Source organism: Bifidobacterium dolichotidis, from assembly GCF_003951975.1.
GTDB lineage: Bacteria > Actinomycetota > Actinomycetes > Actinomycetales > Bifidobacteriaceae > Bifidobacterium > Bifidobacterium dolichotidis.
This window is the reverse complement of the sequence record NZ_QXGM01000001.1, coordinates 586,634-599,872: the sequence shown is the minus strand read 5'-3', so window position 1 is coordinate 599,872 and position 13,239 is coordinate 586,634. Positions and strand designations below refer to the sequence as shown.

At 50.6% G+C, this 13,239-nt stretch carries 8 protein-coding genes; 4 read left to right on the top strand and 4 right to left on the bottom strand.

Annotated features, from left to right (window positions below; genetic code table 11):
• Positions 1–58: 58 nt before the first annotated feature.
• Together D2E26_RS02225 and D2E26_RS02220 are read right to left on the bottom strand one after the other, a co-directional pair.
• On the bottom strand, positions 59–868 hold the full coding sequence (locus D2E26_RS02225; protein WP_125963051.1) for a ComF family protein: 810 nt from the start codon (positions 866–868) through the stop codon (positions 59–61).
• A gap of 47 nt (positions 869–915) precedes the next feature.
• Entirely contained in the window at positions 916–1,737 is an 822-nt protein-coding gene (locus D2E26_RS02220) for an HAD-IIB family hydrolase (RefSeq protein ID WP_125963050.1), read from the bottom strand.
• Between the two features lie 111 nt (positions 1,738–1,848).
• Here D2E26_RS02220 and D2E26_RS02215 point away from each other — a divergent pair, with 111 nt between their 5' ends.
• Positions 1,849–2,277 carry a metallopeptidase family protein gene (locus D2E26_RS02215; protein ID WP_125963049.1) on the top strand — a complete coding sequence of 143 codons (429 nt, stop codon included), beginning with the start codon at positions 1,849–1,851 and terminating at the stop codon, positions 2,275–2,277.
• Between the two features lie 283 nt (positions 2,278–2,560).
• Here the strand turns inward: D2E26_RS02215 and D2E26_RS02210 are convergent, their stop codons facing one another.
• Both D2E26_RS02210 and D2E26_RS02205 read right to left on the bottom strand, forming a co-directional pair.
• A complete protein-coding gene (locus tag D2E26_RS02210) occupies positions 2,561–4,102 on the bottom strand; it encodes a DUF5719 family protein (RefSeq protein ID WP_125963048.1) in 1,542 nt (513 codons plus the stop codon).
• Positions 4,099–7,194: a glycosyltransferase family 2 protein gene (locus tag D2E26_RS02205; RefSeq protein ID WP_125963047.1), complete on the bottom strand. Its 3,096-nt coding sequence runs from the start codon at positions 7,192–7,194 to the stop codon at positions 4,099–4,101. Before D2E26_RS02205 ends, D2E26_RS02210 begins: the two co-directional genes overlap by 4 nt.
• A 570-nt stretch (positions 7,195–7,764) precedes the next feature.
• On the opposite strand from D2E26_RS02205, the gene D2E26_RS02200 reads away from it, so the two are divergent.
• The 3 genes from D2E26_RS02200 (at position 7,765) to D2E26_RS02190 (ending at position 13,063) form a co-directional block, all read left to right on the top strand.
• Positions 7,765–9,195, top strand: a complete 1,431-nt coding sequence (locus D2E26_RS02200; protein WP_241218831.1) for an LCP family protein — start codon at positions 7,765–7,767, stop codon at positions 9,193–9,195.
• 193 nt (positions 9,196–9,388) lie between these two features.
• Complete coding sequence (locus tag D2E26_RS02195; RefSeq protein WP_241218830.1) at positions 9,389–10,813, top strand: LCP family protein; 1,425 nt, start codon at positions 9,389–9,391, stop codon at positions 10,811–10,813.
• A 654-nt stretch (positions 10,814–11,467) separates the two neighbouring features.
• A complete protein-coding gene (locus D2E26_RS02190; RefSeq protein ID WP_164515827.1) occupies positions 11,468–13,063 on the top strand; it encodes an FtsK/SpoIIIE domain-containing protein in 1,596 nt (531 codons plus the stop codon).
• Positions 13,064–13,239 lie beyond the last annotated feature (176 nt).

Genomic DNA, 13,239 nt, shown 5'->3' with positions numbered 1-13,239 from the left:
CGTTCAGTACCGTTTGCCGAATCGGTACCGCTCCTGCTCTTCCGTATTATTTCAATATTTATTTCTGCTGAGTACCGCTTGGCGTATCAGTATTGCTTGGTGTATAGGCGAGGCATAAACCCGTGAGTACATCGATGCCATGATGTGCGAGGACTCGTGTGCACTGGCGCATCGTAGCGCCTGTGGTCACAATATCATCGAGAAGTATGGCAGCCACCGCTGCATGTGCTTCTACTCCCCTAGCCAGTTGGCGTTCGTTCATACGAATGCTGTGTTGTACGCGTTCAGAACGCGAACTAGCGGATTGTGTTTGTACTGCTTTTATGCGTTGGCGATGCATTGATAGTGCCATACAAACTTCAACTGGCACTTGTTCCGCATTCTTGTGTGCCTGCGGTGATTGCTGTGGAAATTGCTGGGTTAATTGTTGAGGCAATGGCTCTGATAACTGCTGTAATAATGGCTGAGCCAGTGCTTGTGCCAAAGCATGTGCTAAAGGTTTGAGATGCACTCGGCCACGCTCATGTAACGATGCGGCTGATGATGGTGCTGGGACAATCAGTATTTTGTTAATCCCCTGTGCTGCACAGTATTCGTTAATGCATTTGTCTAGCTGTATGTATGCTGCTGCATCGATTAATGCTTGAGCAAATGGACGATCACATTCTTCATCACTATGATCTTTCCATTGCAGAATAGCTTGACGAATATGCGCTTGATACAAGCCACAACTCAAGGCATAGCCGAAGCGTTGTAATGGCATAGCAATGGCTTGTGGCTGATGCAGCAGTGTAGAGCAGTGATCACATAGGACTTCGTCTGGTGCTGCGCAACCAGCGCAGGCCCGAGGAAGCAAGAGATCGCGCATTGCACATCCCGTTTTGAGCAACCTCGTAAGCCTGCCAGTCATTGGTCTTACGCCTGCTGTGTGTGTCGCTTATGCCATGCCAGATAGGCTTGGCAAAGCTCAAGCGTTTGTTCTGGACCGGTTACACGAACAGCTGCTGTACCAATGCATGCTGCTGGATAATCGTTGCCGTCAGGATCCATACGATCACCAACGAACAGAATTGAAGAAATAGGTACTTGGAGTTCTTCAGCAAGCTCGCGAATTGCAAATGCTTTATCGACGCCCTTTGCCGAAACGTCAACACTGGTAGAACCACCGGAGCGTACTTCCAAATGAGGTACATCCTGCTGTACGAGCTTGGCAAGCTCATTCTTGTGCTCATTCGTAGGATCCCACTGCTCTTTCAGATCAACAGGAGCCTGCTGACCCAATGCAGAGAACGTAATCTGGCTGCCACGATCTTCGAGCACAGGACCATAAGAATGCTCTGGCCAGAGTCCCAGCTCCTGCGCATGACGGCGCAAAGAGTCCATAGCCACTTGACGATCTCGCTCGGAAAGATCGTGCTTATAAACAATCTTCCAATCACCATCTTGCCAACGGTAATAACGAGTACCTGTTGTTGGCATTAAATGAATATTGGCTTTATTAGCCTCTGGCGTCAACACATCAGTAACCTGACTGCGCAGCAATTGGACAATACCGCCAGACACAATAGCAATTGGCAGAATTGTACTCATAGTGCTTAATGCCTGTGCCATTTCAGGCAGCATTGGCTTCTTCGAACGGGCCAACGTACCGTCAAGATCAAAAGCCGCAACGCGAATTTGCGCAAACAGTGCCTCGGCATTAACATCTTGCCAGTTTGGCACCTGCACATTCGTCATGTGTTCTCCCCTAAAATCCACGTATTTCAATACTCGTGTAATCGTAGCCTATTCAGAGAGCATATTCATTCAGCTATGCGAGTTGCAAAGTTTTGCCTAGTATAAGAAGCTATGTATGTTCCACCTTGGGAAAAGCGAGTATATCGAGACCGTCATGGACGCGGCATGCGCACACCTATGTTCGGTACACGAATGCCACGATATCGTACCCGCGCTGGCATGTTCGACGATATGATGTCGTCGGAAATTCGCAGACTTGCCCGTGCTTGGCCAAATATGTTTAGAGATTTGCAGTTCGCCGTTGAAGATGTGCCACCAAGTGATCCTGCACCGTGGGAGCCACAGCGACGTATTTATTCGCAAGCATTTGCTGCTATGCACGGTAGCCCCGCACGTATTGTGCTCTATCGCTTGCCTATTCAAATGCATTGTCAAACGCGTCTTGATCAACAGCTAGCTATTCGAGAAGAACTCGTACTGCGACTAGCAGAGCTCTTTAGCCAAAAGCCAGAAGATATCGATCCAAACTGGAATCGATGAAGAGTACGACGTGACTCAATAGGATGTGCTCTTACCAGATGCATTCATACAAGATGCATTCCTACAAGATGTATCAATAAAAACATGCCAAAGTAAAACACGATCAATATAAAAGCACGACAATGTAAGTAGTGCTCCACGAAGCACACTTGTCAACAGGTGCACTAACAAAAGAAGCTTGATGAGATGCTGTTGAACAGCGCTCATCAAGCTTCTTGTTTAGGTATTGCTTGTGCACTGCACAGTACTGATGCAATGCACGGTACCTATGAATTACCTATACTCAGTGCACAATGCCTTGGTTACGCGATGCTGCGATAGTCTGCTGTGGCACTTGCAGCGACGACGCCTCAAGGAATGTCACACCATCCAGACCGGCATCTTCAACCTCAGAATTCTCGAGTGCAATACCCCACACAATGTTGGAGGCATCACCAGTAGTACGGATGGCAACAACATCCTTGCCGAGATCCGTTGCATTGAACGTGTCAGCAGAGTTGGCATCCAGTTCCACGGTCTTTGAATCAGTGACCGAGCCAGAAGCATCAATACCCTGGAACTCTACCTTCTGCGAGTCAGAAGACGTATTCGCAACAGCAACCGTAGCCTTAAAAGCATGAGGCACTGCAACTGCCGACTGCTTCATGGCCTGATGACCGTTGACCATAGCGAAATCAGTCTGCTTGCCGCTACGAACCGTACCAGTCAACGCATTCATAACGAATGGTGTATCTGCGTACGCTACCACACCAACAGCATCCTTAGGCATACTGTCTGGCGAGTATACGAATGGCTTGTGCGCTTCCACTTCAATCTCGTGCATCGACTTCAAACCATGGTTCGTAATCCACGACATCTTAATAGCCGTAGTCTGCTCACTATAGGCCATAATCGAAATCTCATCATGCTCGCCCAGCCATGGCATAGTCACTTCAGTTGCTGGCTTCTCCAAAGGCATGACGAAGTCAGAACCCTTTGGCGTTAAGCCATCCATGCGCACACTGCGCACTACCGAAGAAACAGCCGTATTCGAGCTCTGCACACGCACATACAGTGCCTGCTCATTGCTTGCAGCTGCGGACAAATTCAACGTCGTACTTGAATTAGCACCAACGGCAAGCGTGCTGTTCGTAGCCGATGCAACCTGGCCCTTAGAACCCCAGATCTCTACAGTCACCTTCGTGGCCTGATCTTCAGGATTCATAACTACCAACTGCTGTGTGTTACCAGTGGTCGTTGCAGGAACCAAGAACGACTGCGTCAGTGCAGCCCTAGCGCAAGTGGCGCCAGAAATGCCCTCAACATCGCCCTTGGTTGCATACGAGGCTAAAGCACCAACAGCACCCGTACCATCTTGAGCCGTAAGCAATCGCGTTTCAAACTCAGTAGGCGTGCGCTGTTCATCAGACGATGCCGTCACCACCGAATCAGTATCAGTGTGCTGACCATCCAGCACAGTAGCATCGGCTGATTCGCCTTCATTCGACAATGGCTGTACTTGCGAATGGAAAATAGAGCCCATTGCCGCATACTGCACATGCGATGTCAAATTACCTGTAGAGGCCTGGAACTCAGCATCACCATAGGATTCAGTATCCGTAAGCTGCATTTGGGCTGGGCACACCTGCTGAATACGTCGTGTACTGACCTGCTCAGAAACCCAAGATGAATCCTTAACAGCATGGTCAACGCCGGAGCCCGAAGGCACAATGCACATAACCGCGACTAAACCGGCAACAATGGCTGCTGAAACAACTGTGGTCGTGACTTTCAGGCCAGTGCTCGCTTCTTTTGGTTCTTGCGATGGATCAATTGCCCTTGTCATGACTCATTACCTTCCATATTGACGCGACGACGTGGAATGGAGACCACCAGATACAGCGCCGTAATAATGCCCAAGCACCACAGCCAAGCAATGCGCCATGGACTCGACTCAGCGTGACGCTGCCATGCAGTGTCTACCTGAGGACCCGTTGCCTCGCCCGAGATGATGCGGAAATACGATCCTTGTTCACTATTGACAATGTTGCGAGCCGAACCAGTTGACGTCAGGTTGGCAAGCAACTGCTCCGAAGCCTGCTTACTCGATGTCTGCGATCCATCGACAACAACATAAATACCGCCGAAGCCCATGTTGGACAGATCCGTTAATGCATCGTCATCAGCCATAGCCAACAGTCGAGCAGACAAATCTGCAATATGGTCATCTTCGTTCGTTGGTTCGTGGCTAAATGCTTCACGAACTCGCCAAGCGGCGGAAGCATCGACCAGATCACCGCGGCTCGTATGCATAACGGCGTATTCAACAGAAGTCATACTATGAGCAGACAAAGCGAGCACACGACGGTCAGGATTGTCAGACAAGTAATCCTGAGCAATAACTGGCAGACCACCAGTCGTGTAGCCGATGCCGTTGCTGTACGCCGTACGGAAGCCGAGCAGACCGCAAGCGGCCAGCGACGCAGCAATCAGCACGGAAATAACCGACTTCGTAGCCACAGCGGAAGCCGAGTGATGAGCGCGAGGCTTAGCGAACTGGCTGAACTGAGCCGTCGATGCACCAGCCATGAGTGCCACGGCGGTGAGCAGACCGAGCGCGACCAGAGCCATACCTGGCAGCACAGAACCGGAAATCTGACCCGAAGTGTCAAGACCGACTACAACAGACGATGAAGCCAGCGAAAGCAGCAAACCGCAGAGCACGACAGTCCACACAATGCGGCTTGGACGAATCAGTGACGGACGCAGCAGCGCGATGAACGCGATAATGGCAAGCACAAGGAATGCTGCCACAGCCAGCAGCGCTGCAAAATCAGTCGAGCGCACCGACATGTGCGGATCGAGATGCGTCAGGCCGAACGCACGCATAACAATAAATGGTGCGGACGGAGCCGAGGAATGACCCGTATCAGCTGCGCTTGGCACAATAACGCTGCCGAACAGCTGACGCCACATACCGATGGAGGCATAACGCACCGAGTTCACGAGCGTTGGAGCCAGCAGGAACACCGCTGGGAATGGAATCAGCGCAAGCATCATACGAGCGCGGCGCACGAAAATCAGGAATGCAACAAAAATAACGACCAATGCAAGCAGCAGCTGAGGTTCAGCAGCCACAGGCAGCATGAACAGCAAAGCGGAAATTGCTGCGCACTGCACGCTCGTACGAGGATTGACTGGTTGTTCCGTACGGTACATGCCAACAGCCTTGAACGTGAAGGCGAATGCAGCTGGCAGGAACATGAACACAGTCAGCATTGGCAGGTTGGCGCTCGAGAACAGGCCGAATGCCAGAGCGAGGCCGAACCAAGCGAGTGAGATTAGCGTGCGAACGAGATCCGAACGCGTAGCAACGCCAGCCAGAGCCCAGAACGACAGCACCATAATTGGAGCGGCTGCGAAGAACATCAGCGACAGTGCCATTGGCACATTGCCACCCGTGAACAGCGAGAACAGTGCCAACACAAACAGCCAAGGCGTAGGAGGAGCTGGAACACCGGTACCAACGCCGAAGACCCATGGTGTCGTTGCAGCCTGCATGAGCTGGCTGAAGCTTGCGCCTGTTGGCAGCAGTGTGTTGGAATACAGCGATCCGCCGGACCAGCCAACGCGGAACTCGTTCCAGAACAGGCCAGCGACCACGCCGAATGCGATGAGTGCGGCAACGAGTGCCAGCGACCAACGGATCAGCGCACGCTTGTGTAAGTGACGCACCACCAGTGGGTTCAGCGTGGTGTCGTTGCGCTGATCTTCGAATGCGCGGCGACGCGACTTCCACTGACGAATCTGCGAGCGATCAGCAGTCACATTCTGCAGTGCCGACGACGAAACACGTGTTTGCTGTCGGATACGGAAACGAGCCGCAGAAGCACCAGAAATATTAATGAGTGCAAGCCAAGGCAACAGCAAACGGCAGCCTGCACGCAGCGGGCGCTTGCGGAACAGCGCACGAATACCCAGGAAAATCGATGCAATAAGCAGCGCAATCCAAGCAAAAGGCCACATCCAAACGCGTAAGTCTGAGAACACATACTTCTGATGAGCATGCAGCACCTGCAGACTTGGATCAGTTGCGTCCAACGTCGTTAATGGGCGGCCGTCTTTTGTACGCACACCTTCAAAACGAGCCCTACGGTGAGCGATGCGAGCTTGTGGCACAACAACCACACGCTTGCCGGCAACGCAGAGGCGACGGCAGAAATCTTCTGCTTCAAAATACGTAGAGAACCACGAGTTAATGCCACGGGATGTTGGCAGCGTGTGTGCTGGAATCAGTGCGCCGGCCAGCGAAACGGCATAGACATCGCTACGAGTGTCGTATTGTTCCTGATCTGGCTCACCGTCAACAACCAGCGAGCGAACATCATGATGCGAAGCGTAAGCACCGACGCTGTGCAGATGCGTGCCTTCCCAGTCAAGCTGCTTGGCGCCCAAAATGGCAGCCGTTGGCGTGTTGCTGTAGGCATCGAGCAAATGCTCCAAGCACTGGGCATCGGCTGGACGTGAATCATCATGCAGCAGCCACAGTGACGTCGTGGCTGGATTTGTAGAAGAATTACGCAGTGCCTTCGTCACGGCATCGCCAAATGAACGAGCCTGACCGACTGGCACAATCTCAATAGAAATAGGAACGGTTTGTGGGTACGCAGTAAGCGTGCCCTCCCCTAAAGCTGTTACATCAAACGTCAGCTGCTGGCCTTGTAATGTATCGCCTGAGCAGTCAGCAACAATAATTGACTGAGGCAGCACTGTTTGTGAGAACAAGGCTTCTAACGTATATGGCAAGAAACGCATATCGCGTTCCACTGTGATAACTGCGCAGAGCTTTTGTTCAACACGGTTGCAATGCGCAAATGTTTTTGACGCTAAAGCAGCAGCAATTATTTGTTGAATTTCTGTGGTACCCGTGGAACTCATAAGCACAAGTGTACGCAACGGGTCCACAAGTTCGTTCACATATGGTTGAGATATTGTCAAGAGTTTGTCAAGATACAGCGTTTTTGTGCTCGGAATAGTTCGGTGCGTTGATATACCCCTCGTAATTCGCTTAGCCCTTGTGCTTCTTTGCGATTGTAATTGGCGCTGTTGCAGGGCTTTTGGTGTCTTGATGCGGAGACGTTCTTGCAGCCCCAAAATTTGTCCTTATATATATGGAGTTCGTGTGAATATATAAGGCTGTAGGCCAATTTTCAGACGAGAGGCCTATAATCGCAAGCATTGCCCGACGTAAAACCTTCGTCAGATGGCTGCTGAATGCATCACTCTTGCATGCCTCATGCGTGCCCCATGCACGCCTCTTGCATACAACGGGTGTGATGAATCGCACAATTTGATGAAGCACCAATCGCATCGCAGCACTATGTGAAACGCGCTGAATCATGCTGAAATACGCTGAACCGACACGGACTGCGTGCTAACGCACGGTCTTTCGGTTGTTCGCGCGCGTCACATGGACGTTGCTGCCACCATGCAGAAAGGTAAAGGGACGTGGCTTCCCATAGTAAGAAACATAGCGCTGGTAAAACGCCTCATATTGGTAAAACTGCCGGCGTTCCTCCACAGCACACCGCCGCCTATGCAGCAACACGACTAGGACGCAGAGTTATTGCCTGCATCCTCGTGGCTTTACTTGCATTCATTGGCACGGCTGCGGCTATGTTCTATCTACACATTGATGGTGCTGTTCAAGAGAACAAAATCGACTTTGTGTCTCAGCATGGTGAAGGCGAAGAAATCCTTGATCCAAACGCGGATAAGCCAATCACGTTCCTGCTGATTGGTCAGGACTCCCGCGATGGTGAAAACAAGGCACTGTCAGGCGGCACTGCCGAGGAAGAAGGTATTCACAACTCCGATACGACCATGGTCGTGCAGATTAGCGCTGACCGTGATTTCGTGAATATTATTTCGATTCCACGTGATTCGATTGTAGATACGCCTTCATGTAAGACGACGCACGGCACGATTCCAGCGCAGTACGGCGTTATGTTCAATTCGATTTTCTCGAACGCCTATAGCGTTGGCGGCGATCTCGCTTCTGCAGCAAGCTGCACCGTGAATGCCGTAAACGATATGACGGGCCTCGATATTCAGAACTTCGTCGTCGTTGACTTCCAGGGTCTGTTCAACATGATCGACGCTATTGGTGGCGTTGACGTCTGCATTCCTGTTGATATGAAGGATCAGTACACCGAGCTCGACCTCAAGAAGGGTTGGAACCACCTCTACGGTCTGCAGGCTACTGAGTATGCACGTATGCGTCACGGTACCGGCACTGACGGCTCCGATATTATGCGTACAACTCGTCAGCAATATTTAATTAAATCTCTGTTCAAAGAGGTTACGAAGAAGAATATGCTGACTCAGTCGAACCAGCTGTACAAGCTCGCGCTTGACGCTCTTCACTCGCTGAATTTCTCATCCGGTATGGCTCACACGGGTGCTCTGGCTGGTCTCGCATGGAGCTTGCGTAACCTTCATGTTGATCATATTTATGCACAGACCGTACCAGTCGTTCCAGCACCAACGGATCCTAACCGAGTCGTATGGGCGCCAACTGCTGCTGATGAACTCTGGGCCAAGATCCGTCATGATCAGCCTCTGTATGGCTCTGATAAGTCGGATGAGCAGTCGCCAGCACCGGAGAACACTGCTTCCCCATCGCCAGAAGCAACACAGACGCCAGCACCGGAGAATACTCAGCCTGCACCAAACGAGTCGCAGCCAGCTGAGCAGGACCACTTCGATGAGCGTAGCGGTTTGATTATTAAGGCTGATGGCACAATGATCGATCCGAATACGAATGGCATCGTTGAAGCAGAATCTGGTGCAATTCGTGATCCTGCTACGGGTCAATACATTGGTATGGCCGATAAGTATCTCGATAATGTGGTCTGCGGTGTGCCAAATAATCAATAATTAAAGAGACTCAAACGTTGAGCTGTTGTGAAGCATTCTTTGCATTCACAACAGCTCTACTATTATGAGATGTTGCTATGCTTAAGTTCAGCCGTGTACTTATTAGCTTTCTTAGCTTTACACTACTGAGCCAGCAATAAAGCTACGGCATGAGCATTATCGCCTCTTATAGGCAAAGGAAGGACTACCGAGCATGAATGTCCGATCCAATGGATCAGATTCGTTTGACGCAGGAAACGCTGCGCCACCGAGCTTCGTGCCCATGGCTGAGCGCAAGCCAAATGCAACACGCAACAGCGCTAATGCCGCACACTCATCTGCGGCAAATGCTGCGCCACCAAGTTTTAATCCAAACCCCCAGCGTCAGTCTGGTAACCATCAGGCTGGTAATCAACAGTCTGCTGCGCGTCAGTCTTCTTCGCGTCAATCTTCTCCACGCCAGGTAGGATCACAGCAGTCTGCTGCACAGCAGGCTCAACCACAGTCGTTCCAGCCGCAGTCATTCCAGCCAAATGGCCAGCGTACTGAAGCACGCAGGTCTGGTAGCAATAGGACCGCAAGTAGCGGTGCTTCTGCTTCACCAAATAATTCCTACATGAATAGCAGCGACTCGTCTGCTCGCATGTTCTCTACTCCAAATGGTGGTGGCATGAAAGCTAAGACTAAGAAGCCTCATCGTGTGCGTCGCACACTAGTCGGCCTGCTGGCTGTTATTTTGGCTTTAATTGTGGCACTTGGCATTGGCACCTATTCGTGGGTCAATGGCAGCCTCAAAAAGGAAGCATGGCCAACAACCATGGCTAAGGGTAATGCCACTACGTGGCTGATTCTTGGCTCTGATGAGCGTGATGGTACGACGCCAGATTCCAATGATGGTGCTCGTACCGATACGATGCTCGTGCTCGTGAAGCCAAAGCATGGTCCAAGTGCTTTAATTTCTATTCCTCGTGATGCACTCGTGCAAATTGACGGCAACTACATGAAGCTCAATGCCGTGAAGCAGGTATATGGCAATGAGCAGCTCATCAAAGAGGTTCAGGATATTACCGGCCAGCGCGTGGATCATGTTGCTGAGCTCGAGTTCGGTGGCCTAGTCAAGGTTGTTGACGCTTTGGGCGGCGTACAGCTGTGCTATGACCAAGACGTTGACGATGAGAAGTCAGGTATGCAGTGGACTGCCGGCTGCCATGTTGTAGACGGTCTCAATGCTCTGGCCTTCTCACGTATGCGTTATTCCGATCCAAATAGCGATTTCGGCCGTGCTGATAGACAACGTCAGGTTATTAATGCAATTACGAAGAAGGCTGTTTCCTCCTCTACCCTGGCCAATATTGGCAAGGTGAAGAATATTGGCGATGCAGCTCTGGCTTCGGTAACTGTTGACGAAGATACGAACCCATTCGTGCTGCTGCAGATGCTGATGGCCTTCCACTCTGCTTCCACAGATAAGGGTATTTCTGGTACGCCATACTGGACTGATCCGGATTACAGTGTTCCAGGCGTCGGCTCTACGGTTTTGCTCGATAACGAAAAGAATGTTGAACTGTTCAAGCAGCTGTCTGAAGGTTCCCACGCTCCAGGCAAGGTGGGCACAATGGCAGAACAACAGCAGCAGTAAAATCTCAACAATGCTCGCTGAGGTTTGCTAGAACCTACTAGTACTTCTGAGTATTACTAGGACATTCTGGTACATTCAAGCCTCGGCTAGCATATAAACTTCACAAATTCAACGGCAGGTGCACGTCACCTGCCGTTTGTTTTTCTGTAGTACTTCGATCATGCTCATGCTATGGCAGCTGCATGGTTTTCTCATTCACGTCGTTCTAGCTACAAACATGCTTTACAACGGCATGTATCAAGGCATGCGTCATCGCACAACGTCTCCTCGCCAGACGTCTCCTCGTCACCGCGCGATACTTCTCCATCACGTCGAGCTACTTCACAGACCAAAATATCCTCTTCTGCTGCACGTTTACAGTCGATACAACGTTTTGCTTTAATCGCGCCGCTCGTTGCGCAAATCGTGCTGCTCATAGCCTTAGTAGTACAACGCCAGTGGTTATTCGCCATTATGGTGTTCTCTGGTTGTGTTGGCTGCTTAGCCACGGTTCTTATGAACTTGCAAAGATCTGACCAGGTAGACCATGGATCGACCGAAGCTCAACACAATCACAAGCTCACCCAATCGCGAAGCTATGGAGCAAGGCCACGAGATGCGTCGACACACGCTGCTTCTGCAGCCGCAGCCTTGATACCTTCAGACGCAGCAGACATGCACCACGTCTCTGCTGATGCAGTAGCTGCATATACCGCTATGCTCCCCTCGGTTACTCTTGAGCAGCTTAATGCTCTAGATACGTGCGATCTTCCTTGGCAGCGCATTTGCAGCAACTGGATGCATGCACAAACAGCTCGTCAGATGCTATGTGCCACAGTTGGTATGCAGCATGAAGAGCCTGTCAGCATCGATTTAATTCATGATGGACCGCATGCCATTGTTGCTGGAACAACGGGCGCAGGAAAATCAATATTGCTGAAGACCTGGTGCTTAACCATGGCCTTGCACTATAGCCCACAACAATTGCAATTTGTCTTTATGGATTTCAAAGGCGGTTCCACGTTCGATAGCCTTATGCAACTGCCCCATGTTCGTGGTTGTGTATCTGATCTCCAGTTGTCACATGCAATCCGTGCCTTAGAAGCTTTAGAACATGAGCTCAAACGACGAGAAGAACTTGCAGCACAACTCGGTCGCTCTGATCTCAACGACGTTGCCGATGTAGCACGCCTCGTTATTGTTGTTGACGAATTCCATGCGCTTCATGCATTTCTGCCTGACTATATTGAGCGCCTAGTTCGCGTCGCTTCATTAGGTCGATCGCTTGCCATGCATGTTATTGTGTGCACGCAGAATCCTCTTGGCCAAGTGAGTTCATCGATGAAGGCCAATATGAATCTCCGCATCTGTTTACGCGTGCAAGATGCGCTGCAATCACAAGAGCTACTCAATAGCGATATCGCGGCGCTACTACCCGCTCAGCCAGCTGGTACGGCCTGCAGTACGGTTACCCAGTCTCACCCATTTCGTGTTGCCTATTGTCATAACGATCAGCGCCTTATACAGCACATCACCTTGGCTGCTCGCTTTCTCAATATTGCACAGCAGCCACCGTTATTTACTGCTCCACTGCCCGCTCACATACCTGATGATCTGTTCGAAATGCTGCTCAACACTTACCAGCTATCACCAGATCAAGCTCATGCTGCACTAGCTCAATCCAGCGCAAACCCAATCCAACCTCAAATCTCATCAACTCGCTCTCATAGCTCCTCATCTACTCAGCCGCAATTTCCTGAGCTCGTGCTTGGGATTGCCGACAACGGCGTCAGCTTTGATTTAGCGACCATTGATCTGACCCAAGGTAATGTAGCCATTATTGGTCTTCCAGAACGAGGAAAAACAACCACGCTTACGACGCTTCGCAAACAGTGCCATAAGTCTTCTATACATTTCGTAGATGATGCCGACGCCTTGCTCGATCCTATGGCTATGAGTACCGAGTCACAACAGTTTCGGGAGCAACTCGCAAATCCTACGCACCGAACTCTTTTCACGGTGCGCACGACGCGCTGGCTACGCGTACCTGAACACGCTGCTACTCGCTTAATCTTCCCCACAGGCGATCGCAATACTGATTTGGCAGATGGTGTGCCTTCATCGCTGTCCTCGTTACTCACTGCTGAAGATATTTCAATTCCTGGCCGTGCCGTGCTCATTAACGCTGGTCAAGCTCGACTCGTGCAATGTTTGGGATCAGTTCCCGTTCCATTGTTACGTCTCATTGTGCCCGATTACCCGCATGAATAATTTTTACTTCTGCTACTACGGATAAGGATTTTGATGTATAAATATGCGTTCTATACCATATTTTTGAAAAAATTACACCCCCTAATACCCCCTAATTCAAGAAACCTTTAAAAAATCCTTGAAATTGGTTGAGATACGGCATAGCATGAAACTCGACTATATAAGAGGAGAATCAG